Here is a 23,437-nt window from a genome sequence, read left to right as displayed (position 1 = left end):
ATCATTACCTCCAACAACGAAAAAGAGCTGCCGGACGCGTTCCTGCGCCGCTGCTTCTTCCACTACATCGCCTTCCCCGACCGCGCCACCCTGCAAAAGATCGTGGATGTGCACTACCCCGACATCAAGAAAGACCTGGTCAGCGAAGCCCTCGACGTGTTCTTCGACGTACGCAAGGTGCCGGGCCTGAAGAAAAAGCCCTCCACTTCCGAACTGGTCGACTGGCTCAAGCTGCTGATGGCCGACAATATCGGCGAAGCCGTGCTGCGCGAGCGCGACCCCACCAAGGCCATCCCGCCGCTGGCCGGTGCCTTGGTGAAGAACGAGCAAGACGTGCAGTTGCTGGAGCGTCTGGCGTTCATGAGCCGTCGCGGTAATCGCTGATGTTGCTCAACCTGTTCAATGAAATGCGGGCCGCCAAGGTGCCGGTGTCGGTGCGCGAGCTGCTCGACTTGATCAACGCGCTCAAGCAACGCGTGACCTTCGCCGACATGGACGAGTTCTACTACTTGTCCCGGGCGATCCTGGTCAAGGACGAACGGCACTACGACAAGTTCGACCGGGCCTTTGGCGCCTACTTCAACGGCCTGGAAAAACTCGACGACCACTTGCAGGCGCTGATTCCCGAGGACTGGCTGCGCAAAGAGTTCGAACGCTCGCTGACCGATGAGGAGCGCGCGCAGATCCAGTCCCTCGGCGGCCTGGACAAGCTGATCGAGGAATTCAAGAAACGCCTGGAAGAACAGAAGGAGCGCCACGCCGGCGGCAACAAGTGGATTGGCACCGGCGGCACCAGCCCGTTTGGCTCCGGGGGTTACAACCCGGAAGGCATCCGCGTCGGCGATGCCGGCAAGCGCCAGGGCAAGGCCGTGAAGGTCTGGGACCAGCGCGAGTACAAGAACCTCGACGATCAGGTCGAACTGGGCACGCGCAATATCAAGATCGCCCTGCGCCGCCTGCGCAAGTTTGCGCGCCAGGGTGCGGCGGAAGAGCTGGATATCGACGGCACCATCGACCACACCGCCCGCGACGCCGGTTTGCTGAATATCCAGATGCGCCCGGAGCGGCGCAACACCATCAAGCTGCTGTTGCTGTTCGATATCGGCGGCTCGATGGATGCCCACGTGAAGATCTGCGAAGAGCTGTTCTCCGCGTGCAAGACCGAGTTCAAGCACCTGGAGTACTTCTACTTCCATAACTTCGTGTACGAGTCGGTGTGGAAGAACAACCAGCGCCGCACCTCGGAACGCACCTCGACCCAGGACCTGCTGCACAAGTACGGCGCCGACTACAAAGTGATCTTTATCGGCGATGCGTCGATGGCGCCGTATGAAATCACCCAGGCGGGCGGCAGTGTCGAGCACTGGAATGAAGAGCCGGGATATGTCTGGATGCAGCGCTTCATGGCCAAGTACAAGAAGCTCATCTGGATTAACCCGTACCCGAAGGACACGTGGGGGTATACGGCGTCGACGGGGATTGTGCGGGAGTTGGTGGAGGATCAGATGTATCCGCTGACATTGCGCGGGCTGGAAGAAGGGATGCGCTTTCTCTCCAAATAGGCGGCGCCCGCAATAATGCAGGAAATCTAATGTGGGAGGGGGCTTGCCCCCTCCCACATTTTAAATGCGGTGTTATGCAAATCGGCGTAAATACTCGATGTGCTGCCGATGCGCCGTCTCCTGCACCACTGGCGCCAACCTCACCTTCTCCCCCGGCAGACACTGCGCCAGCCGTGCCAGCGACAACGGCGTCAACGCCCCCAGGCGCGGATAGCCGCCAATGGTCTGCCGGTCATTGAGCAACACAATCGGCTGCCCATCCGGCGGCACCTGGATCGCGCCCAACGGAATCCCCTCGGAAATCAGCGACGGCCCCTGGTACTGCAACGGCGTGCCGAGCAAGCGCATGCCCATGCGGTCGGCGCGGCTGTCGAGGGCCCATTCAGTGTTGAACGCATCGAACAGGCTCTGGCCGCTGAACTGGCCGATCTGTGCGCCGACGATCACGTCCAGCGGCGCCTTGGCCGGCAACGTCTGCGCGCTCAGCACCTTCATCGCACCGCCGGTACCGGAATAGGCCAACCGCCCGCCTTCGGCCAGCGCCTTGCCGAAACCGTCCAGCCCGCCCAGTTCCTCACGCACAACGGTGGCGCAACTGCCGAGCACCTCCGGCGCATCAAACCCGCCGGGCGCCGCCAGGTAGGCACGCGCGCCGCTGAACGGCTGGGTGAAACGCAAGCGTTGGCCCTTTTGCAGGATAAAACTGCGGCCGGGGCTGATGGCGCGTTCGTCGATATAGGCGCCCAGGTCCGCACCGGCCAGGGCCAGCAGGCAATACTCCTCGGCCTGCACGGTAAAGCCGCCCAAGGTGATTTCCACCACTGGCGCGTCCAGCGCGTTGCCCAGCAGCCAGTTGGCCCAGGACATCGACACCCAATCCAGCGCCCCGCCCTGGGTCACGCCCAAATGGCGCACGCCAAAGCGACCGGCGTCCTGCAACAGGCACAGCGGCGTGCTGGCCTCGATGATCAAGCGGCTCATGCCTGCGCCTCCAACGGCGTGTCGTCGCCACCCAATGTGATGAATTCAGCGCGGTCGACCGCCTCGAAGCGCACGGTGTCGCCCGGCTGCATCAGGCTGTAGCCCTCGCGCTCGCGGTCGAAGAGTTTGGCCGGCGTGCGCCCGATCAGGTTCCAGCCGCCTGGCGACACCACCGGGTAGGCGGCGGTTTGCCGTTCGGCAATGCCGACGCTGCCGGCCGCCACGCGTTTGCGAGGGGTGTTGAGGCGCGGGGTGGCAAGAATTTCATCCACCAGGCCCATAAAGGCAAAGCCGGGGGCGAAGCCGAGGGCAAACACCTGGTATTCGTGGGCACTGTGACGGCGAATCACCTCGTCGATGGCCAGGCCGCTGCGCTGGCTGAGCAAGGTCAATTCCGGGCCGACGCTCAGGTCGTACCACACCGGCAGCACATGACATTGGCCGCTGCCCTGGGCCTGCGGCTGCAGGTCGGTGAGGGCCAGGTCGATCAGCTCCCGTGCCTGGGCCGGGCTCACTGCGCTGAGGTCGTAATGCACCATCAAGGTGGTGTAGGACGGCACCAAGTCGACCAATGCGACGCCAAAACCGCTGCGCAGGCGTTGGGTCGCGGCCAGCATCCACGGCATGTTGGTTTCGGCGATTGCATCAAACAGGCGCACCATCAGGCAGTCGATGGCCACCACTTCAATCCGTGGCTTCATGCTGGCTTCAATGCCTCGCGGATGCGCTGCACCGCCGCGACCGAGCTGGCGTTGTCACCGTGTACGCACAGCGTATTGGCCTGCAGCACCAGGGGGCTGCCGTCGCTGGCGATCAGCGCTTCGCCGCGTGAAATGGTCAGGGCTTGCTGCACGATGGTGTCGGAATCGTGGTGCACGGCACCGGGTAGTTGACGCGAGACCAAGTGCCCCTTGTTGTCGTAGGCGCGGTCGGCGAAGGCTTCGAACCACAGGGTTACACCGTATTCGTCGCCCAGGGCCTGGGCCGCGCTGTTGTCGCGGGTGGCGAGCAGCATCAGCGGCAGTTCGCCGTAGGCCGCCACGGCCTGGATCACCGCGCGCAATTGGGCCGGGTTGGCCATCATGTCGTTGTACATCGCGCCGTGGGGTTTGACGTAGCTGACACACCCACCTTGGGCCCGGCAAATACCGTCGAGCGCACCTATCTGGTAGTGCAACAGGTCCTGGATTTCCTGGGGTGTGTAGGCCATGGAGCGGCGACCGAAACCTTGCAGATCCTGATACGCCGGGTGCGCGCCGACTTGCACGCCATGCTTGAGCGCCAGGCTGACGGTCTTGCGCATGATGCTCGGGTCGCCGGCGTGAAAGCCACAGGCCACGTTGGCGCAATCAATGAACGGCATGACCTCGGCGTCCAGACCCATGGTCCAGTTACCAAAGCTTTCGCCGATGTCGCAATTCAGTAAAAGTCGGCTCACGGTCTGTCGCTCCTGTAGGCTTTATTTTTTTGTAGTGTGGGATTTTTTACACAGAACTCGCAACTTGTCCTGACACCCCAACGGCGCTTATCGTGGAATGGCTCGATTTTTGGCGCTGGCCCGGTACGGCGTCCAACTAATAAAAACCGATCCATGCATAAGAAAAAGTTGATCCCATGAATTTGAAGTTCCTCGAAACCTTCGTCTGGGTGGCCAAGCTCAAGAGTTTCCGCCTGACCGCCGAGAAGTTGTTCACCACCCAGGCGTCGATCTCCAGCCGCATCGCGGTGCTGGAAAGCGAGCTGGGGGTGAAGCTGTTTCTGCGCGATTCGCGTGGCGTGAGCCTGACCCCGGAAGGCTTGAAGGTGCTCGACTACGCCGAGCAGATGATGGTGACCATGCAGGGCTTGAAGCAGTCCCTGGAGACCACCAGCAGCAAGGTCGGACGCATTCGGATCGGCGCCATGGACACGGTGATCCACACCTGGCTCAGCCCACTGGTGGCGGAACTGATGGACCATTTCCCGTTGGTGGAAATCGAATTGGTCGCCGATACCGCGCTGAACCTCAGCGATCAGCTGCAAAAAGGCTTCCTCGACCTGATCCTGCAAACCGACCTGCTGCGCCTCGAAACCGTGCGCAGCCTGGAACTGGCCAGCCACCCCATGGCCTGGATCGTCGCCAGCCAGTCGATCTACAACCGTGACTACGCCTCCCTGGCCGAACTGGCCCAGGAGCGCATCATCACGTATTCGAAAAACTCCCACCCGCACCAGGACGTTATCAGCCTGATGCAGGCCAACGGCGTGGCCGCGCCACGGATGAACTGCGTGAATTCGGTGTCGGCGATTACGCGGTTGTTGCGCGATGGTTTTGGCATTGGCGCGCTGCCGCCGGTGCTGGTGCGCGAAGAACTGGCGCGCGGGGAATTGGTGATGTTGCCGATGGCGCAGAAACTGCCGAATTTGCAGGTGGTGGTGTCGTGGCGCGTGGGGGTGGAGTTGGTGGAGGAGATTGTGGGGTTGTGCCACAAGGTGGTGGCGCGGTATGCCGAGGAGGTCGGTGCGGAGCGGATGGTGCTTAGTGCACAACCTCACTGAAGACACTGGATAAAACTGTGGGAGGGGGCTTGCCCCCGATGGCGGTGGTTCAGTCACTGATCTATTGACTGACACTCCCCTATCGGGGGCAAGCCCCCTCCCACATTTTCCCCGAGTTGAACCTTTAGAGGCCCTTGAGATCTCGCTCTTCGATCGGCCGGCTCTGGCGCAGGCGCTTGCCGCCCAGTACCACCCAATCGATCAGGCGGAACAGGCACTCGATGCCGAACGACAACAGCATCGCCCCGCCCAATCCCCAGCCCATGGCTTCGGGGGTCAGCAGAATCTGATAGCTGTAGCCCTTCCAGGTTTCCTGGCGAATATCGGGGTCGGCCGCCACCGCCACTTGCAGGGCGCGGATGTACCACGGGCCTTGCATGGCCTGGAATTGCTTGTCCAACGCCACCTGGCGGTCAAGCATCGCGCCGAGGCTGTTGGCGTCGCTCTGGAACACCGGGTCGTCACTGGCACGGTAATGCGCCACCAACGCCTTCAAGTCACCGTTGAAGAACTGCCGTGCGGTGGTTTCAAACCCACTGAGGCCGGTCTGGGCCTCGATCAAGTGGGCTTCGACGCGCTTGGCGTAGTCGTTGATAAACCCGGGCACTTGCACGCCGACCAACAGGCCAATGGCAAACAGCACCAACCGCAGATAACTGAGCAACATGGGCGATATCCTTACTCGGTGATGCCCTGGCTGACGCATTCACCGCGTCGCCACAGGCTCCATTGGCCCGGTTCGTAGCGGGTCCAGTTTTCGTTGTCGGTCAAAGGCTCGGTGGCGATCACCGTCACGACATCATTGGGCGTGGTTTCGGCCTGAAAATCGACGATCACGTCGACATCTTTCAGGCGTGCAGGGCCGAAGGGTGCGCGGCGGGTGATCTGCGCCAATTTGGTCGAACAGTAGCAAAACAGCCAGTCGCCATCACTGAGCAGGCAGTTGAACACGCCTTTGCTGCGGTATTCGGAGCAGGCTGCGATCAGGTCCGGCAGCACCTGTTCAAGGTCCACCGGTTCAGGGAAGGCCTCGCGCACGCGGTTAAGCAGGTCGCAGAAGGCCGCTTCGCTGTCGGTGTCGCCCACCGGGCGGTAAAAGGTGGCGCGGGGCTTGAAGTCCGCCAGCTGGCCGTTGTGTGCGAAGCACCAGTTGCGGCCCCACAGTTCGCGCACGAACGGGTGGGTATTGGCCAGGCTGACCTTGCCGACATTCGCCTGGCGGATATGGCCAATCACCACTTCACTTTTGATCGGGTAACGCTGCACCAGCAGCGCGACTTCCGATTCACTGCTGGCAGCCGGGTCCTGGAACAGACGCAGGCCACGGCCCTCGTAAAACGCGATGCCCCAACCGTCACGGTGGGGGCCGGTGCGCCCACCGCGTTGCATCAGCCCGGTAAAGCTGAACACGATGTCGGTGGGGACGTTGGCACTCATGCCCAATAATTCACACATGCCAGGGCTCTCGCTGCAGGGCGGACGACGTTAAAGGCGCGGTTCTACGCGCATACCGCTCACAGGTGCAGGACGGCGGAAAGGCACGTCGTCTTCATCTTCATCCGGTTCGGCGGCCAGGGCCGCATCGGCGGCGGCCTTGCGCTCACGGCGGGCGTTGGCGGCGCGCTCGATGGGCCAGCGGATCAGCACAAACACGATGTACACGCCAAAGGCGATCATGGTGTACATGAACAGATCGGAGATGGCCCGCCAGGCGTTGTTGCCGACCTTGAGCACCAGGTCCAGGGCGGTGATGGCCACGGCCGGGGCGAACTGAGTCTTGACCGGGTCGACGATGGTCGGGCTGAACAACAGCACCGCCATCAGCAATTGCAGCGGCTCGCGCAGCCAGCGCCAGATCCAGCGGGTCATGCGCCACCACACCAACAGGCAGCCCAAAGCGGCGAAGGCGTAAAGGCCCCAAGCGGTCAGATAGTCGTTCTCGGTCATGGTGTCCATGGCAAGGTAGGCAAACAGGCGGCTATGATAACGGCTTTTGCGTGTCGCGGCTGCAATGCCTGCCACCGTCCGCCAGATAGAGAATAATCCATGCCTATATCGCTCCCCCCGATTGCCCGCAAGGCCCCAGGCCCAGATCCGTACGCCTGGCTGCAGGAGCGTGACAGCGCTGAGGTGCTCGACTACCTCAAGGCCGAAAACGCCTGGCAGGAAGCCCAGCTCGCCGACCAGCAGGCGCTGCGCGAAACCCTGTTTGAGGAGATCAAGGGCCGCATTCTCGAAACCGATCTGTCCCTGCCCTCGCCCTGGGGCCCGTACCTCTACTACACCCGCACCACCGCCGGTGACGAGTACGCCCGTCACTACCGCTGCCGTCGCCCGGCCGACGACAGCAACCAGGTGGATGACAGCAGCGAGGAGTTGTTGCTGGACCCGAACGTGCTGGCCAATGGCGGTTTCTTCTCCCTCGGCGCGTTCAGCATCAGCCCCGACCACCAGCGCCTGGCCTACAGCCTCGACACCAGCGGTGAAGAGATCTACACCCTGTACGTGAAGGAATTGGCGACCGGCAAGGTCAGCGAACTGGAATTCCAGGACTGCGACGGCAGCATGACCTGGGCCAACGACAGCCTGACGCTGTTCTTCGGCGAACTGGACGACACCCACCGTCCGCACAAACTGTATCGCTACCGCCTGGATGGCACGGCCGCGCAGGAAGTGTTCCATGAGCCGGACGGCCGATTTTTCCTGCATTGCTACCGTTCCAGCTCCGAGCGCCAGTTGCTGCTGTCGCTGGGCAGCAAGACCACCAGCGAGGTCTGGGCGCTGGACGCCAACCAGCCGCACCTGGACTTCACCTGCCTGGCGCCGCGGGTCGAGGACCACGAATACGATGTCGACCACGGCCAGCTGAATGGCGCGTGGACCTGGTTTATCCGCAGCAACCGGGAGGGCATCAACTACGCACTGTTCGTGGCAACCGACATCGGCGACATGCCGACCGAGGATGAGTGGCAAAACCTCATCCCCCACAGCGACGAGGTGATGCTCGACGGCGTGAGCCTGAATACCAGTGCCATGACCCTGAGCCTGCGCATGGGTGGCCTGCCGGTGATCGAAGTGCACCCGGAAGGCCTGCCGGCCTATCGCGTGGAATTGCCTGACGCCGCCTACAGCCTCTACGTACAGAACAGCCTGGAGTTTTCCAGCAACAAGATCCGTCTGCGCTACGAAGCGTTGAACCGACCGGCCCAGGTCCGCCAACTGGAACTGGCCAGCGGTGCGCAGCAGGTGCTCAAGGAAACGCCGGTACTGGGCGTGTTCAACGCCGATGACTATGTGAGCCAACGCCTGTGGGCCACCTCGGCGGATGGCACCCAAGTGCCGATCAGCCTGGTGGTCAAGCGCGACCACCTCGGTAAACCTGTGCCTTTGTACCTGTACGGCTACGGCGCCTACGGTTCAAGCCTCGACCCGTGGTTCTCCCATGCCCGCTTGAGCCTGCTGGACCGTGGCGTGGCCTTCGCCATTGCGCATGTGCGCGGCGGCGGCGAGCTGGGCGAAGCCTGGTACCGCGCGGGCAAGCAGGAACACAAGCAGAACACCTTCAGCGACTTTATCGCCTGCGCCGAACACCTGATCGCCCAGGGCCTGACCACCGCCAAGCAACTGGCGATCAGCGGCGGCAGTGCCGGCGGCCTGCTGATCGGCGCGGTACTGAACCAGCGCCCGGCACTGTTCCAGGCGGCGATTGCCGAAGTGCCGTTCGTCGACGTGCTCAACACCATGCTCGACCCGGAACTGCCCCTGACCATCACCGAGTACGACGAGTGGGGTAACCCGCAGGAGCCCGAGGTGTATGCACGCATCAAGGCCTACGCGCCGTACGAAAATGTCAGCCCCCAGGCCTACCCGCACATGCTGGTGATCGCCGGCTACAACGACAGCCGCGTGCAATATTGGGAAGCCGCCAAGTGGGTCGCCAAGTTGCGTGACACCAAGACCGACGACAACCTGCTGTTGCTCAAGACCGAACTGGGCGCCGGCCACGGTGGCATGAGCGGTCGTTACCAGGGATTACGTGACGTAGCGCTCGAATATGGATTTGTGTTCAAGGCGTTGGGGCTGGTTTAAGGAACTTAGCCGGGCGGTTCTGTCTGAACACAGGACCGCCCTACATGATTGATGGACCAAGATTGCAGCCATGGCACTACCGACACATATGAATACCGAGATCCGTGACATGCTCATGGACTGCGGCTTGTTCGACCCGCTGTTGCCGGAGGATTTTCACATCGCCGCCGGCTACTTCAATATCAGCAGCATTGCGCGTGACGAGGTGATTTTTCTCGAGGGCGATGCCGGCACGTTCATGTGCATCCTCCACAGCGGCCAGGTGGCGGTGCAGAAAACCCATCACGATGGCCAGCGCCTGACGATCGCCACCCTGCGCAGTGGCCGGGCTTTTGGCGAAATGGCGGTACTCGACGGCGAACGACGCTCGGCCAGTTGCGTGGCGGCCAGCGACTGTGTGCTGTTGAACCTGGGTAAGGACGCTCTGGAAAAGATGCTCAACGAAGCGCCCAGGGTGGCCGCCAAGATCATCCGAGCGATCGCCATTGCCCTGTCCAAACGCCTGCGCATGGCCGACGGCCAATTACTCTCGCAACAGTTTTAACCGCCGGGCGTCTTCGGCTTGCTGTCGTTTTGCAGCAGGCCGGGCACGGTCTGGTCCTTCGGCGGCGTTGGCAGCACGATGGGCACCAAGGGTGGCGAACCGTTCGTCTTGGGCACGGCAGGCGGGGTCACTTGCGGGTACAGCGTCGGCGTCGGGGTGCCCGGTGCGCCTGGCGTTGGGGCTGGCGCGACCGGTACGGTTTGCAACTCCTGAGCCTGCGCCGCACCCAAGGCGAGCGCGCTCAACACAATGACCGTTAGAATGCTGCACTTCATCGATGGCTCCATGGCCTGACCGGAATGTCGTAAGGCTACTCCCAACCGCGCAAGAATGCCCTTCCCAATGAGATTTCCATGAAACGTTTCGTTCTGCTGGACACCACCCCGATCCCCGACAACGGCGGTGCCTTGTGCCTGTTCGAATACGGTGAAGATTTCGTCATCAAGATCCAGGGCGGTGACGGCGGCCAATTGATGAACACGCGCATGCACGGCTCCGAAGACGCCCTGGCGGAAATCCCCTGCCGCAAAGTCGCCGGCCGCCCCGGTTCGCGGGTGTTGATTGGTGGCTTGGGCATGGGTTTTACCCTGGCCTCGGCACTCAAGCATTTAGGCAAGACCGCCGAAGTAGTCGTCGCCGAGCTGGTGCCCGGCGTCGTGGAATGGAACCGCGGACCACTGGGAGAAAAATCCGGCCGCCCGTTGCTGGACCCGCGCACGGTGATCCGCCTGGAAGACGTGGCCAAGGTGCTGCAAGCCGAGCCCCAGGGCTTTGACGCGATCATGCTGGATGTGGACAACGGCCCCGAAGGCCTCACCCAAAAAGCCAACAGCTGGCTCTACTCCGCCGGCGGCCTGGCGGCATGCGCCAAAGCCCTGCGCCCCAAAGGCGTACTGGCCGTGTGGTCGGCCAGCGCCGATAAACTGTTCAGCGACAAACTGCGCAAAGCCGGATTCAAGGCCGAAGAAGTGCAAGTGTTTGCCCACGGCAACAAGGGCACGCGGCATACCATCTGGATTGCTGAGAAGCTCAAAGGCTGAACGCACTGTGGGAGCCCCCCAAAGCTAACCACGATGCGAAGCGAGCCGCTCTTGATCCTGATCTTGATCTAGCTTTTGATCTTAGGCGCCCCGTCAAACACGCTGGCCGGAATTCGACAGGGATTTGGGGGGTAAACCGGCAGGGATGCCGGTTTAGCCGCCCCGCGCCATGGATGGCGCGTGGCGGCGGCCCCCCAAATACCTGTCGGATTACGGGCACACCGAGCGTGAGCGAGGTGCCGAGTGTTGGGGCAAGAGCGTTTTGCTTACTTTTGCGCTTTTCAAAAGTGAGCCGCTGTAAAAGCGGAACCCATAGTGGCCGTTACCTAAATAACGGATATGTACCCTGTCTGATCCAACATCCAGGTCAGCCGTCAGGCCGCCACGGGAGCAAGCTCCCTCGCCACAGGTCCTGCGCCATAGCCAGAATTGTGTAGATACCGAGGCCCCGATGGCGCTGAATCAGTCACCTGATGAATCGACTGACACACCGCCATCGGGGGCAAGCCCCCTCCCACATTTGGATCGCAGCCTAACAATTAGATGGTGGTCGGCCGTTAGGCCGCCAGCGGGAGCAAGCTCCCTCGCCACAGGTCCAGCCCCATACCTATACGGTGAACCTCATACACCCAGGTGCCCAAATCACAGCCAAACCAGCCCCCACATTTCGCCCCGCATCAGTTTCGAGATTTGCGGTAATCCATCACATACGGCACTTTTTTGTCGAAAGTCTTCTCCAGCTCATCGCGGTCCAGCTTGGTCATACCGCCCAACTGATGGGCAGTAAACCCGCTGTCACCGACCTGCGCCCCCGGCGCCAAGCTGACCATCCGCTTGGCCACCGCCTCAATGGCGTCGCTATAGCCGCCCTTCTTGTTCAGATTGAAAGCCCCCAGGTCGATCTGCGTGCGCAACCAGTTCCCCCAGTAAAACTCCAGGAACTCCGGCGCAACTTCGCCAGCATCAGGCTTGCCATAAGCAGCCTTACGAGTGAAATACACCAGGCTGCGAAAGGTGTCGTCCTGCAGATGCTTGAACCCCAGGTGAGCCGGCAACTGCTCAGGCGGCAGGGCCTGGCCTTGATTGTCCTTGAGCCAGACTTTGCGCGCGGCCTGCATGCGCTGCCAGAAACGCTGCATGTCCGGGCTGTTGCTGAAGTCATCCGTAACCTTGACCCACATTTTCAAGCGGGGGCCGCCGCCGGGCACTTCCCACAAGGTGGTGAAGCTGTGGTGACCGTCGGTCAGGTACAACTGGCCACCGGGGCCGACCACCACGGTTTTCATGTCCTCGGGATGGCTGCCCACCGGGTCCTTACAGGTAAAGCTGGCAGGCTTATGCAGGTCGGCGCCCTTGGGGACTTTATCCGCCTCGCCCTGGCCATTGGTTTCACAGTATTCATCAAAGACCTTGGCAGGTTTGTCGGCAAACAGCCCGAGGCTGTAGTAAATCTGGTCAAAACCCACCACGGCCTGGGTCGGGTGTAATTGTTCGAGGGCCACCTCGATCACCTGCCCAGGCTGAGGTGTAGAGAATGCCTGGGCGTGGGCAGCCATCCCACACAGCAACAATGCAACAGTCCATGAATGCAGACGCATGAGTTTCAAATCCTTATCGATAAAGTGAAGCGGTTATTTACAACGCGAGCGGCTAGAATCAACCCTATCCGTGAACCATCAAATAGCCAGGAGCCATGATGAGCTCAACCAACCCGCCCTCCCACACCGCCAAGCTGGACCGCATCCTCGCCGATGCCCAGCGCGACCGGGAAATGGGCTACCGCGACAAAGCCTTGAAGATGTACCCCCACGTGTGCGGCCGCTGCGCGCGTGAGTTTGCCGGCAAACGCTTGAGTGAACTGACCGTACACCACCGTAACCACAATCATGATGACAATCCCCAGGACGGTTCCAACTGGGAGTTGTTGTGCCTGTATTGCCACGACAACGAGCACTCGCGTTATACCGACCAGCAGTATTTCGGCGAAGGCTCCACCAGCAGCCCGACGATTGCCAAGGCCACGCATAACCCGTTTGCGGCGTTGGCGGGGTTGATGAAGAAAGACGACTGAATGGGGTCAGCGGGCTAGCGCTGCGCAACAGCCCCAATAAAGCCAGCTAAACAGGCGGTAATTGGCGTTGGGGCCGCTTCGCGCCCCAGCGCGCGGCAAGCCCGCTCACCACATTGTTTAGGCCAATCCCCGTATAATCGCCGTTTTTCTCCAAGGCACCCTTCCCCGTGGGCAATAAACGCTACAGCTGCATCGGTCTGTATAACCCCAAATCCCCCGAAAACGTCGGCTCGGTCATGCGCGCCGCCGGCTGCTACGGCGTGGCCTCGGTGTTCTACACCGGCGTGCGTTACGAGCGCGCACGGGACTTCATCACCGACACCAAGAAAGTCCACCACGACATTCCGCTGATCGGCATCGATGACCTGAAAAAGATCCTGCCGCTGGGCTGCATCCCCGTTGCCGTGGAACTGGTGGAAGGCGCCCGCCCGCTGCCGGAATACACCCACCCCGACCGCGCGCTGTACATTTTCGGCCCGGAAGACGGCTCCCTCGACAAAGAGATCCGCGACTGGTGTGAAGACGTTGTGTACATCCCGACCACCGGCTGCATGAACCTCGCCGCCACCGTCAACGTGGTGCTCTATGACCGCCTGGCCAAGGGCAACAACACCCGTTCGGGCCCCAAGTACTGATTTTTTGGGAACATCCGGCGCCTGCGGGCAGTCAGCTATTTATCACTAGCCCTTGTTGGAGACAGACCATGAGCGACAGCAAAACCTTGCGCCCTATCATCGAGCACACCCCGTTTGAACCTCAGCCCACGCAAAACGTGCACGGCTGGGAACGTATCGGCTCGGTGGCCGGTGGCGTGATCATGGTCGGCAAAGGCCTGCGCCGTGGCGGGCTTTTCGGCTTGATCCAGATAGCGATCGGCGGCGTGGCGCTGGCACGTGGCTTCACTGGGCACAGTTCGCTCAAAGACAAGCTGGAACAGGGCCGCCATGAAATGAACACGGTGCGCACGAAGATCGAACGGGCCGGGGAAGAGTTGAAGAACTTGAAGACCAAAGCCGAAGTGGCGGTTGAGAAAGCTACCAAAACCGCTGGCTGACGCCACGCTCAAAGAGATTGAAGATCCCACCGTGGGAAGGGGTTCCCCCTCCCACGGTGGGTCTGCGTCAATGCAATAATTTGGAATCCAGCACCACTGACGACTCGCCGATAATGCTCTCGGCCAGTTGCACGAACTCCACAGTGGTGATGCTGTTTGCCCGCATCACCGCTTGCGCGAGGTCATCCAGTGAGCGCTTGTTATGAGTCTTCACGCGGATCTCGCGGTCCAGCTCCTGCAGCACCACCACCGCCCGTGACACCGTCGCGCCGCTGACGTGTTCGCCACGCAGGCTGGTCACGTCCTTGCCTTCCTTGGCCAGCCGCACCTGTATCGCCTGATAACGCTCATCGGTGATGCCCCCGGCTCGGCGCACCAGTTCAATGGCGTAGTAGTCGGCCAGGCCTTCGCTGATCCAGTCACTGGTGTCGTGGTCATTGAAGCGGCCAATCGCCTGCACCACCTCACGCACCAACGGGCTGCTGCCGTTTTCGCTGACCAGCGGCGTGCGGCTGTTGAGGTAGATCGAGTCGCGTGCCGAGAACGCCCCACGGCGCATCGGGTCGCTGGCGCCCACCACCAGCAGCTTGGCCGGATGCCGCGGGAACGCGGCTTCCACCTGAGGCCAGACGAAGGTCAGCAACGTCAGTACATCCATACGGCGCATCGCCTGGCCCTTGGGCGAGGCCACGGTGACTTCCGTCTCGCCCAGGCGCACGCGGCGGCTGCCGAGGTTGCCGGCGAGCATCCAGCCGGTGGGCCGGTCGAACAGGCGCGAGACGTTGTCGATACGGAACGTGTTCTTGCCGATGCGCGGCCAGGCGGTCTCGACACTTTTCCAGCCGGCTGGCAGCTCGAACACCAGGCGCGAGACCAACTCGACGCCGTCCTGCTGGTCAAGCCGTGCGGTTGGCACCAGGTCTTCACCGCGAAACAACGCCCAGCTCGGCGTCATGCGCGCTTCATAGATACCCGGTTTGCGCGCGTGGGTAAGGCGCACGCGGTAGGTCAAGCTGGCTTTGCTGGCGCTGGGATGCCAGAGGCCACGGTGCTCGTTGACGCTCCACTGGCCGTCGGCCTTGAAGTCGCTGTAGTCGCCATCGCGGCCCAGGTCGAAGTTCAGGCTGCGTACCGCCGAGCCCTGGGACAGGCTTACACGTACCTCGGCCTGATCGCTCTGGGGCAACAGTTTGACGTGATAATCCAGGTCGACTTTCTTTGCGCACCACGCCGGCGTGCTCAGCGCCAGCAGCATCACAGGTACCGCCCGCTTGAATCCCCCCCTCATACCCACTCCTTGTTCAGCCCGCGCGGAAAATCAGGTAATCCTCCCAGTCATCCTCGGGCACGCTGCCTTCGCTGAGCATGCGCCCGGACTGGGAAATACGTTCATGGTGCACGGCGTCGCGGTCACCGCAGACCAGGTGGTGCCACAGCGGCAGGTCCTTGCGTTCGCTGACCAGCCGGTAGCCGCAGGTCGGCGGCAGCCATTTGAACTGGTCGGCCTGGCCCGGGGTGAGTTGAATGCAGTCCGGCACCGACGCACGGCGGTTGGGGTAGTCGGTGCACTGGCAGGTTTTCAGGTCGAGCAGCTTGCAGGCGATACGCGTGTAATAAACGCTGTTGTCGTCTTCGTCCTCAAGCTTCTGCAGGCAGCACAGGCCACAGCCGTCGCACAACGACTCCCACTCCTCCTGGTCGAGGTGTTCAAGGGTTTTGCGTATCCAGAAAGGTTCGACTTTGGCGGCCATGGCTCTACATCAGTATCGGTAGGTGAAAAGGCCGCCAGTCTAGTGCCCACGGCGCCTGGAACCAAGCGCTAGCGACTGGCGGTGTAACAACACTTGTCAGTCTAGTGGCCGCGCAGTAGCTTTGAGCGCCGAATTGACGATCAGGAACTGCTCATGACCCGTGTTGCCGATTATCCGATCCACACCCAGTTCACCGACCGCTGGTCGCCTCGTGCCTTCACGGGCGAGAGCATCTCCCAGGAAACCCTCCTGAGCTTTTTCGAAGCCGCACGCTGGGCACCTTCCGCCTACAACTCGCAGCCGTGGCGCTTCCTCTACGCGCGCCGCGACACGCCGGACTGGGAGCGTTTCCTCGGTTTGCTGAATGAATTCAACCGTGGCTGGGCCCAGCATGCGTCTGCCCTGGTGATCATTGCCTCGAAAACCGATTTCATCGCCCCCGGCGCCACGGAAGAAACCCCGGCCCTGTGGCACACCTTCGACACCGGTTCCGCGTGGGGCCACCTGGCGCTGCAAGCCAGCCTCAGCGGCTGGCACACCCACGGCATGGCCGGCTTCGATCAGGAACTGACCCGCAAAGAGCTGAAAATCCCGGAAGGTTATGCACTGCATGCCGCCGTGGCCGTGGGCAAGTTGGGCGATAAGTCGACATTGCCTGAATACCTGCAAGGCCGCGAAACACCCAGCCCGCGCAAGCCGCTGAGCGAGCTGGTGTCCGAGGGTGATTTCAGCCTCTAAGCCTGACGCAATTCGAACTGTGGGAGGGGGCTTGCTCCCGATAGCGGAGTGACAGTCACTGATTGCTTTGACTGATCCACTGCAATCGGGAGCAAGCCCCCTCCCACATTTGGAGTTGCGTTGTGTCAGTAACCGCGCTCGAAATCCACTTCGCCGCGCAGCGCTTCCTTGGCCTCATACGCCCGCAGGTTTTGCACAAACAGCTCCACCATCAACTCCGGCGACGTCGGCGCCGAGCTGTGCCCGGTCAGCAGCAGCCCCCAAGCGGTCCAGAACGGATGACGCTGCGGCAACGGCTCCTGCCGGCAGACGTCGATCACCGCGCCCGCCAAATGGCCCTCTTTCAACGCCTCGACCAGGTCGGCATCGACCACCGCCACTCCGCGCCCGACGTTGATGAACAAGCCGGTCGACTTGAATTGCTTGAACAGCGCCGCGTCGTACAGGTCATGGGTACTCGGCGTGTTGGGCAGCAGGTTGATCACGTAGTCCACCTCCCCCACCAGCCGGCCCAGTTGGTCGAGCCCGGCCACTTCGATAAACGGCGCCTGTTCGCGTGCGGTGCTGGCGATGCCGTACAGCTTCACGCCAAATGGCAGCAGGAAATCGGCAACACGCTGACCGATATCGCCGGTGCCGACGATCAGCGCCTTGCGCCCCGCCAGGCTCTGGCCCATGCGGTTGTCCCATTTACGTTCGACCTGGCTGACCAAACGCGCCAACACTTCGCGCTCGTGCCCGAGCATGTAGGTGAGGACAAACTCGGCCATGACCTGGCCAAAGATGCCGACTGCACGGGTCAGGCGGTAATCGCGGGGCAGGCCTTCGGCCAGCAACGGGGTGATGCCGGCCCAGGTCGATTGCAGCCATTGCGGATGATGGCCTTGACGCAATAACGTCGCCAGCAGGTCCGGCTGGCCCAGCCATACCGGGCAATCGGCGGCCAGGCGTGACAGCTCGGCCGAGTCGCCGCTGGTCAGCACTTCCAGGTCCGGTGCCGCCTCTCCCAGTAATTGGGCGTAGAGCGGGTGATCCTGTTCAGCAATCAGAACACGCATGCTTAAAACCTTTCAAAAACAGTACGAGCGGCCGCCCGCATCCTTACGGCCACCGCTCACTTATACGATTCCATTAAAGCAAGTACCCCGAACGGGGCACGGATCGATCACATCGGGTCGTTACGGCGCAGCAGCTCTTCGGGCAAGTGTTCGATGTACTCGTCCTCGGCCGGCGGCATTTGCAGGTGGTAGCCCTGCTTGTCGAGGTTTTCCAGGACCACAGCGATGTCCTCGCGGGACAGTTTGCGCTCGGGCGTCAGCACCATGTCGAACGCGTGATGGGCCTTGCCGAAGGCCTCCATCAACGGTTCAGGCACCCGCTCCAGGGCATCGCTTTTCAGCACGTAGAGGTACATCCCGTCTTTTTTCTTGCTGCGATAGATGGAGCAAATACGTTTCAAGGCTGTTCTCCGGCAGTGGCCAGGCTGTCGAGCAGCGCCTGGCCCATCAACTCGCGGCGCCAGCCACGCAGCGAGTCTGGCAATTTATAAGGCCCGTCGGGGTAGCCACTTTTGACCAGGGCCTCCAGGGTTTTCTTGCGCAGCATCAGTTCCGGCGCCATGTCCAGGCGCTCGGCGAACGTTTGGCCCAAGGCGCGCAGTTGCTTGATCAGAGCGGCGGCATCCACCGGCAACGGTTCGGCGACGGCGGGCGGCCATTGGTCCATCGGCACGCTGCCGGCCCGCTTGATCAGGTCCAGCAGGAACTGGCCGTCCTGACGCACGGTGCGCGGGTGCATGTCTTCGATCTTGCCCAGGGCGGCGAGATTATCCGGCTGGGATTTGGCCAGGGGCCACAACGAGTGTTCACGAATGATGCGGTTACGCGGCAGGTCACGCGCACGGGCCTGCTGCTCGCGCCACGCGCACAGTTCACGCAGCACGGCGAGTTGGGCACGCGACAGTTTCCACGCCAGCTTGGCGTCGCGGTACACCTCGTACGGGTCGACTTCGCGGCGCAGGTTGGCGACCAGTTCGGCACCGTCGTCCAGCACCCAGGCGTACTTTTCGTCCGACAGTCGTGGACGCAAACGCGTGTAAACCTCGGCCAGGTGCACCGCGTCTTCGGCGGCGTAGCTGATCTGCGTCTCAGACAACGGCCGCTGCAGCCAGTCCGAGCGGGTCTCGCCCTTGGGCAGCTCGATATCCAGCACGGCTTGCACCAGGCGCGAATAGCCCATGGAAAAACCGAGGTTCAGGTAAGCCGCCGCCAATTGGGTGTCGAACAACGGCACCGGCAGGCTGCCGGTCAAGCGCAGCAGCACTTCGAGGTCTTCACTGCACGCGTGCACCACCTTGATCACCGCCGGGTTTTCCAGCAAGGCGGCCAGGGGTTGCCAGTTGTCGATGGTCAGGGGGTCGATCAGGTAAGCGCGTACGCCATCACCGATCTGGATCAGCCCGGCAATGGGATAAAAGGTGTCGACCCGCATGAATTCGGTGTCGAGGGCGACGAATGGCAACTGCTGCCATTCGGCGCAGTGCTGGCCGAGGCTATCGTTGTCGCAGATCCAGTGAATATCGATGGCCACACGGCTCTCCCTTGAAGAATGGCGCGCAGTATATATCGCGAAAGGGACTTGCGAGCATTCGCAGTGCACAGGCGACCATGAAAACTCAGACAGGAGGTGAAGAATAGTCCGACAGGCGGGACTTATCCTCTCTTACGTAACACATAGACCCGCCACAGGCTTGAGCCCGGCATGAATTCCTGATGATGCAGGACCTTGAAGCCGGACTGGCGAAACTCGTCCTCTACGGCGGTACGAGAAGGCACGGAGACAATCACCGTGTCGCGGCTGACCCGGTGAAACTCGCGCAGCAACGCCAGTCGCCCTTCGCTGCTGGGTACATGGCGAAACAATTCCAGGCAGAAAATGCAGTCCACCGCATTCGCCGACAACCCGATGGAAAACGCCGAGCCCTGGAACGTCTTGACGCGCTTGAGCAACGACACGGGGTGGTGGGTGCGAGCGTGGTCGAGCATGTCCTGGGAATTGTCCGAGGCCAGGATCACCCGGTTGACGTGTTCGGCCAGCACCGGCCAGAAGCGCCCCGAACCGCAGGCCAGGTCCAGCAACAGCCCGGGTTCACCGGCGACTTTCAGCGCCTGGCGCACCATCCATTCGTCGCGCCACGACGCCAGGCGCTGTCGCAGCCCGGGCGGATGTGTTTCGCCGCAGACCCTGGCGTGCTCACGGTCGCAACGCTCGGCGTATTCGATCTCGATGGAGGAAGGTGATTGTGGCGACATCGCGGGCTCATGTGGGTTGAACGGTAGTGAACGACCTTGATTCGTAGCTTAACCACTGCAATGTCAAAAAAAGGTCGAAGCCTTCACTGCCGTAAACCTGATCACGCCGGGTGCAGGTACCAACGCCAATCCTGCTCGCCCACTTCGCCCATGAACTGGCGGTATTCGGCGCGTTTTACCGCCAGGTACACGCCGAGGAATTCACTGCCGAATGCCTCTCGCGCCCAGCGTGAATCTTCAAGGGCACGCAGGGTGGTCAACCAGTCGGTGGGCAGCAATTCCTTGGCCTGGGCGTAACCGTTGCCTTCTACCGGGGCGCCGGGGTCGCGTTGTTCACGGATGCCGCGATGGATGCCGGCCAGGATCGCCGCCGCGGCCAGGTAAGGGTTGGCGTCGGCGCCGCAGATACGGTGTTCGATATGCCGGGAGTGGGCCGGCCCGCCCGGTACGCGCAGGCTGACGGTGCGGTTGTCCACGCCCCAAGTGGCGGCCAGCGGCGCGTAGCTGTTGGCCTGGAAGCGGCGGTAGGAGTTGGCGTTGGGGCAGAACATCAATAGCGAATCGAGCAATGTGCTGAGCATGCCGCCCACCGCCTGGCGCAGCAGCGGCGTGCCGTCGGTGGCTTCGCTGGCGAACAGGTTGTTGCCCTCGGCATCCGCCAGGCTCACGTGCATGTGCATGCCGGTGCCGGCAAGGTCGTCGAACGGCTTGGCCATGAAGCAGGCGGTCATCCCGTGTTTATGTGCCACGCCCTTGACCAGGCGTTTGTAGCGCACGGCTTCGTCCATGGCTTGCAGGGCGTCGGTGCGATGCTCAAGGGTGATTTCCACTTGGCCCGGCGCGTATTCGGAAATCGCCGTGCGCGCAGGAATGCCCTGCAGCTTGCAGGCGCTGTAGAGGTCGGCGAGGAACGGCTCGATCTGCTCCAGTTCGCGCAGGCCGTAGACCTGGGTCGAGCGCGGGCGCCCGCCATCCACATCGCGCGCCGGTTGCGGGCGGCCATTGCTGTCGAGCTTCTGGTCGAGCAGGTAGAACTCCAGTTCCGCCGCCATCACCGGGTAATAACCATCGGCCTTGAGGCCGTCGATCACCTTGGCCAACAAATGCCGGGGGTCGGCCACGGTGGCGGGCAGGCCTTCTGTCGGATGCATGCTGACTTGCACCGCTGCAGTGGGGATCAGCCGCCACGGCATGCGCTGCAAGCTGCCGCTGATCGGGTAGGCGCGGCAGTCAATATCGCCCACGTCCCAGACCAGCCCGGAGTTTTCCACGTCGTCGCCGTTGATGGTCAGGCCAAGAATGGTGCTGGGCAGCGGCCGACCACTCTCATACACCGCCAGCAACTCATCGCGGTGCAACAGCTTGCCGCGCGGTACGCCATTGTTGTCGAGGATAAACAGCTCGAACATTTCGATGTCCGGGTGCTGTTCGAGGAAAGACTGGGCTTCGTGCAGACTGGCAAAAACACTCATGGGCATTCTCATACGTATGTGTCGGGCAGGCGCACAGGCGCGCGCCATCCAGGGGATGGATCAACGTAGGAATAAGGTGTCTGGTGGGCGTGCGTGTCGGCAGTGGAACAGGGCCCAGAACGCGAGATCGGACGGCAGTATCGCGGGGTGAGTGTCGGAGGAGCCGTCCATGCGGGAATCACAGTGCGAGAGATAAGCGCGAGCGTCACACGCCTGTATAGGTGTTTAAATCCAGGGTTGACGGAGTTTGGTTGCAGCTTGGCTAAACATTCGACGCACCTTGCCACCCTGCCCCGTGCTGGAAATAATGAGCGCCCTCGACATGCCCCAAGGACTCGACCGCATGAAAGCTCTTTTAGCCCTGTGTGTACTCGGTCTGGCGACCAGCGCCCTGGCCGACACCGCCCCCTCGCGCCTCGACGAAGTACTCCAGCGCGGCACGCTGGCGGTGTGCACCACCGGCGACTACAAGCCTTACACGTCCCTGCGCGCCGATGGCAGTTATGAAGGCATCGACATCGCCATGGCCGAGTCCCTGGCAAAAAGCCTCAACGCTAAAATCCAATGGGTGCCCACTACGTGGAAAACGCTGATGCCGGACTTCCTGGCCCAGCGCTGCGATATTGCCGTGGGCGGAATTTCGGTGTCCCTGGAACGCCAGAAGAAAGCCTTCTTCAGCCAAACCCTGGGCGTCGACGGCAAGATCCCACTGGTGCGCTGCGCCGATGTACAGCGCTATCAGACCGTCGAGCAGATCAACCAGCCCCAGGTGCGCGTGATCGAACCGGCGGGTGGCACCAACGAAGTGTTCGCCCGCACCCATCTGGGCCAGGCGCAAATACGTTTGCACGACAACGTGACCCTCTTCGACGAGCTGCTGGCGGGTAAAGCCGACGTGATGATCACCGACGCCAGCGAAGCGCGTTACCAGCAAAAACTCAAGCCAGGCCTGTGCGCGGTCAACCCGGAGCGGCAGATGCAGTACAGCGAAAAAGCCTTTTTGCTGCCGCGTGATGATGTGGCGTGGAAGAGCTATGTCGACCAGTGGTTGCACTTGAGCATGGCCACCGGGGTGTATGACGGCATTGTTAATCAATGGCTGGCGGCGCCTTGAGCCACAGGCGTCTACGCTGTGGTCACACCAACAATAACGAGGGATGGGCCATGAAGGGATTGCTCCGACTCACCTGGCTGCTGCTGTTGTGTTTCAGCCAGGTGCACGCCGCGACGACTCAGGACGAGGACGCGCAGGCGGCCAAGGCATTGCTGGAAAAAGCCTTGGCTTACTACAAGAGCAACGGCGACAAGGCGTTTGCCGCCTTCAGCCGGCAGGGCGAATTCGTCGACCACGACCGCTATGTGTTCGTGGTCGACATCCAGGGCGTGTTGCTGGCCAGTGGTGGGCCCTCCTCCGCCTTGATCGGCCGCGATGTGTCTGAAGTGCTCGGCCCGGATTTGCGTGAGTCGTTCAAGGACGCGCTCAAGCGTCCGGAAGGCCAGGGCATCCAGCAGGCCGATTACCGCTGGCAGAATTGGAACGATGGCAAGGTCGAGCATAAACACGTGTTTTATCAGCGTGTGGGCGAACGCATCCTGGCGGTGGGTTATTACTTGCCTCGGGCCACGCCGGAACAGGCCAGGGCCTTGCGCAACAAGGCGGTGAACGCGTTGCTCAAGGATGAAAGCGGTACGCTCAAGGCCATTAACTCATTGCAGGGGGGGTTCTTGCAGGATGATCTCTATGTGTTTGTGGTCGACCTGAATACCCAGCGCTATGTGGCTCATGGCACTAATCTGCGGCTGGTGAATACTGACTTCAGCAAGATCAAGGATCCGGATGGCAAGCCGGTTGGGGAGCCGATTCTCAGGATGATGGCGGAGCAGGATCAGGGGGAATACAAGTACCGTTGGAAGAACCCGGTGACTGACAGGGTTGAGAATAAGCATGCGTATGTGCGCAAGGCTGGGCATTTTATGGTGGCGGTCGGGTACTACAGCCCTTGATGGGGCTTTGACTGTGGGGAGCTGCTCAATCTAACGGTAACTCCGCGATCCAAATGTGGGAGCGGGCTTGCTCGCGAAGGCGGCCTGACAGCCGACCTGGATGTTGGATCAGACTGAGTACATATCCGTTATTTAGGTAACGGCCACTGTTGGTTCCGCTCTTACAGCGGGTCACTTTTGAAAGGAGCCCAAAAGTAACCAAAAGGCTCTTGCCCCAACACTCGGCACCTCGCTCACGCTCGGTGTGCCCGTAATCCGACAGGTATTTGGGGGGCCGCCGCC

General features: G+C 61.8%; 27 protein-coding genes. 12 read left to right on the top strand and 15 right to left on the bottom strand.

Features of this window, described 5'->3' with window-relative positions:
* Positions 1-384: AAA family ATPase (locus AC3ZU9_RS28970; RefSeq protein WP_490091672.1), on the top strand; the 384-nt coding region annotated here is incomplete at its 5' end.
* Positions 384-1,562 carry a vWA domain-containing protein gene (locus AC3ZU9_RS28965; RefSeq protein WP_012722828.1) on the top strand — a complete coding sequence of 393 codons (1,179 nt, stop codon included), beginning with the start codon at positions 384-386 and terminating at the stop codon, positions 1,560-1,562. The genes AC3ZU9_RS28970 and AC3ZU9_RS28965, both read left to right, overlap by 1 nt.
* A 72-nt stretch (positions 1,563-1,634) precedes the next feature.
* On the opposite strand, the gene AC3ZU9_RS28960 is transcribed toward AC3ZU9_RS28965, so the two are convergent.
* Genes AC3ZU9_RS28960 through AC3ZU9_RS28950 form a run of 3 tightly spaced genes read right to left on the bottom strand, consistent with a single transcriptional unit; the run spans position 1,635 to position 3,981 of the window.
* The gene (locus tag AC3ZU9_RS28960) at positions 1,635-2,543 is read right to left on the bottom strand and encodes a 5-oxoprolinase subunit C family protein (RefSeq protein WP_102060937.1); all 909 of its coding nucleotides are present in this window, start codon (positions 2,541-2,543) and stop codon (positions 1,635-1,637) included.
* Positions 2,540-3,244, bottom strand: coding sequence for a 5-oxoprolinase subunit B family protein (locus AC3ZU9_RS28955; RefSeq protein WP_102060938.1), 705 nt, complete (start codon positions 3,242-3,244; stop codon positions 2,540-2,542). The genes AC3ZU9_RS28960 and AC3ZU9_RS28955 overlap by 4 nt, the downstream gene beginning before the upstream one ends.
* Positions 3,241-3,981, bottom strand: a complete 741-nt coding sequence (locus AC3ZU9_RS28950) for a 5-oxoprolinase subunit PxpA (RefSeq protein ID WP_012722825.1) — start codon at positions 3,979-3,981, stop codon at positions 3,241-3,243. The genes AC3ZU9_RS28955 and AC3ZU9_RS28950 overlap by 4 nt, the downstream gene beginning before the upstream one ends.
* A 176-nt stretch (positions 3,982-4,157) precedes the next feature.
* Between AC3ZU9_RS28950 and AC3ZU9_RS28945 the strand changes: the two genes are divergently transcribed.
* Complete coding sequence (locus tag AC3ZU9_RS28945) at positions 4,158-5,081, top strand: LysR family transcriptional regulator (protein WP_012722824.1); 924 nt, start codon at positions 4,158-4,160, stop codon at positions 5,079-5,081.
* Between the two features lie 124 nt (positions 5,082-5,205).
* Here AC3ZU9_RS28945 and AC3ZU9_RS28940 read toward each other — a convergent pair whose 3' ends face one another.
* The 3 genes from AC3ZU9_RS28940 to AC3ZU9_RS28930 are packed head-to-tail and all read right to left on the bottom strand — an operon-like array spanning position 5,206 to position 7,103.
* On the bottom strand, positions 5,206-5,748 hold the full coding sequence (locus AC3ZU9_RS28940; RefSeq protein ID WP_012722823.1) for a DUF2937 family protein: 543 nt from the start codon (positions 5,746-5,748) through the stop codon (positions 5,206-5,208).
* A gap of 11 nt (positions 5,749-5,759) precedes the next feature.
* The gene (locus AC3ZU9_RS28935) at positions 5,760-6,536 is read right to left on the bottom strand and encodes a class II glutamine amidotransferase (RefSeq protein WP_012722822.1); all 777 of its coding nucleotides are present in this window, start codon (positions 6,534-6,536) and stop codon (positions 5,760-5,762) included.
* A 30-nt stretch (positions 6,537-6,566) separates the two neighbouring features.
* On the bottom strand, positions 6,567-7,103 hold the full coding sequence (locus tag AC3ZU9_RS28930) for a hypothetical protein (RefSeq protein WP_043204959.1): 537 nt from the start codon (positions 7,101-7,103) through the stop codon (positions 6,567-6,569).
* 24 nt (positions 7,104-7,127) lie between these two features.
* Here AC3ZU9_RS28930 and AC3ZU9_RS28925 point away from each other — a divergent pair, with 24 nt between their 5' ends.
* Positions 7,128-9,170, top strand: a complete 2,043-nt coding sequence (locus tag AC3ZU9_RS28925) for a S9 family peptidase (protein WP_102060940.1) — start codon at positions 7,128-7,130, stop codon at positions 9,168-9,170.
* 70 nt (positions 9,171-9,240) lie between these two features.
* On the top strand, positions 9,241-9,714 hold the full coding sequence (locus tag AC3ZU9_RS28920) for a cyclic nucleotide-binding domain-containing protein (protein WP_012722819.1): 474 nt from the start codon (positions 9,241-9,243) through the stop codon (positions 9,712-9,714).
* On the opposite strand, the gene AC3ZU9_RS28915 is transcribed toward AC3ZU9_RS28920, so the two are convergent.
* Positions 9,711-9,989 carry a hypothetical protein gene (locus tag AC3ZU9_RS28915; protein ID WP_122809827.1) on the bottom strand — a complete coding sequence of 93 codons (279 nt, stop codon included), beginning with the start codon at positions 9,987-9,989 and terminating at the stop codon, positions 9,711-9,713. The two genes, AC3ZU9_RS28920 and AC3ZU9_RS28915, sit on opposite strands and share 4 nt — an antisense overlap.
* Before the next feature lie 78 nt (positions 9,990-10,067).
* Between AC3ZU9_RS28915 and AC3ZU9_RS28910 the strand changes: the two genes are divergently transcribed.
* Entirely contained in the window at positions 10,068-10,754 is a 687-nt protein-coding gene (locus AC3ZU9_RS28910; RefSeq protein ID WP_046035159.1) for a spermidine synthase, read from the top strand.
* A 677-nt stretch (positions 10,755-11,431) separates the two neighbouring features.
* On the opposite strand, the gene AC3ZU9_RS28905 is transcribed toward AC3ZU9_RS28910, so the two are convergent.
* Positions 11,432-12,352 (bottom strand): ParB/Srx family N-terminal domain-containing protein, encoded by a 921-nt coding sequence (locus tag AC3ZU9_RS28905; protein ID WP_043204955.1) that lies wholly within the window; start codon positions 12,350-12,352, stop codon positions 11,432-11,434.
* Between the two features lie 98 nt (positions 12,353-12,450).
* Between AC3ZU9_RS28905 and AC3ZU9_RS28900 the strand changes: the two genes are divergently transcribed.
* From AC3ZU9_RS28900 to AC3ZU9_RS28890, 3 genes are all read left to right on the top strand, one after another.
* Positions 12,451-12,825 (top strand): YajD family HNH nuclease, encoded by a 375-nt coding sequence (locus tag AC3ZU9_RS28900; protein ID WP_003210675.1) that lies wholly within the window; start codon positions 12,451-12,453, stop codon positions 12,823-12,825.
* A gap of 167 nt (positions 12,826-12,992) precedes the next feature.
* Positions 12,993-13,460, top strand: a complete 468-nt coding sequence (locus tag AC3ZU9_RS28895; RefSeq protein ID WP_003189607.1) for an RNA methyltransferase — start codon at positions 12,993-12,995, stop codon at positions 13,458-13,460.
* A gap of 68 nt (positions 13,461-13,528) precedes the next feature.
* Entirely contained in the window at positions 13,529-13,879 is a 351-nt protein-coding gene (locus tag AC3ZU9_RS28890; RefSeq protein WP_012722814.1) for a YgaP family membrane protein, read from the top strand.
* 67 nt (positions 13,880-13,946) lie between these two features.
* Here AC3ZU9_RS28890 and AC3ZU9_RS28885 read toward each other — a convergent pair whose 3' ends face one another.
* Both AC3ZU9_RS28885 and AC3ZU9_RS28880 read right to left on the bottom strand, forming a co-directional pair.
* The gene (locus AC3ZU9_RS28885) at positions 13,947-15,167 is read right to left on the bottom strand and encodes a hypothetical protein (RefSeq protein ID WP_490091671.1); all 1,221 of its coding nucleotides are present in this window, start codon (positions 15,165-15,167) and stop codon (positions 13,947-13,949) included.
* A 13-nt stretch (positions 15,168-15,180) separates the two neighbouring features.
* On the bottom strand, positions 15,181-15,630 hold the full coding sequence (locus AC3ZU9_RS28880) for a YcgN family cysteine cluster protein (RefSeq protein WP_003172524.1): 450 nt from the start codon (positions 15,628-15,630) through the stop codon (positions 15,181-15,183).
* Between the two features lie 153 nt (positions 15,631-15,783).
* On the opposite strand from AC3ZU9_RS28880, the gene AC3ZU9_RS28875 reads away from it, so the two are divergent.
* Entirely contained in the window at positions 15,784-16,368 is a 585-nt protein-coding gene (locus AC3ZU9_RS28875; protein WP_012722811.1) for a nitroreductase family protein, read from the top strand.
* A 125-nt stretch (positions 16,369-16,493) separates the two neighbouring features.
* Here AC3ZU9_RS28875 and AC3ZU9_RS28870 read toward each other — a convergent pair whose 3' ends face one another.
* The 5 genes from AC3ZU9_RS28870 to AC3ZU9_RS28850 all read right to left on the bottom strand — a co-directional run bounded on the left by AC3ZU9_RS28870 (position 16,494) and on the right by AC3ZU9_RS28850 (position 21,151).
* Positions 16,494-17,426 carry a D-2-hydroxyacid dehydrogenase gene (locus AC3ZU9_RS28870; protein ID WP_012722810.1) on the bottom strand — a complete coding sequence of 311 codons (933 nt, stop codon included), beginning with the start codon at positions 17,424-17,426 and terminating at the stop codon, positions 16,494-16,496.
* A gap of 107 nt (positions 17,427-17,533) precedes the next feature.
* Positions 17,534-17,827: a YcgL domain-containing protein gene (locus tag AC3ZU9_RS28865; RefSeq protein WP_003189597.1), complete on the bottom strand. Its 294-nt coding sequence runs from the start codon at positions 17,825-17,827 to the stop codon at positions 17,534-17,536.
* Positions 17,824-18,957, bottom strand: a complete 1,134-nt coding sequence (gene rnd / locus AC3ZU9_RS28860) for a ribonuclease D (RefSeq protein WP_012722809.1) — start codon at positions 18,955-18,957, stop codon at positions 17,824-17,826. The genes AC3ZU9_RS28865 and rnd overlap by 4 nt, the downstream gene beginning before the upstream one ends.
* A gap of 122 nt (positions 18,958-19,079) precedes the next feature.
* Positions 19,080-19,679, bottom strand: a complete 600-nt coding sequence (locus tag AC3ZU9_RS28855; protein WP_046036821.1) for a class I SAM-dependent methyltransferase — start codon at positions 19,677-19,679, stop codon at positions 19,080-19,082.
* A gap of 101 nt (positions 19,680-19,780) precedes the next feature.
* Complete coding sequence (locus AC3ZU9_RS28850) at positions 19,781-21,151, bottom strand: glutamine synthetase family protein (protein ID WP_093547005.1); 1,371 nt, start codon at positions 21,149-21,151, stop codon at positions 19,781-19,783.
* A 343-nt stretch (positions 21,152-21,494) separates the two neighbouring features.
* On the opposite strand from AC3ZU9_RS28850, the gene AC3ZU9_RS28845 reads away from it, so the two are divergent.
* Both AC3ZU9_RS28845 and AC3ZU9_RS28840 read left to right on the top strand, forming a co-directional pair.
* The gene (locus AC3ZU9_RS28845) at positions 21,495-22,265 is read left to right on the top strand and encodes a transporter substrate-binding domain-containing protein (protein ID WP_043204953.1); all 771 of its coding nucleotides are present in this window, start codon (positions 21,495-21,497) and stop codon (positions 22,263-22,265) included.
* Between the two features lie 50 nt (positions 22,266-22,315).
* Positions 22,316-23,155: a cache domain-containing protein gene (locus AC3ZU9_RS28840; RefSeq protein WP_490091670.1), complete on the top strand. Its 840-nt coding sequence runs from the start codon at positions 22,316-22,318 to the stop codon at positions 23,153-23,155.
* Positions 23,156-23,437 lie beyond the last annotated feature (282 nt).

The organism is Pseudomonas sp. A39, from assembly GCF_058145955.1.
This window is presented reverse-complemented; position numbering and strand designations above follow the sequence as displayed.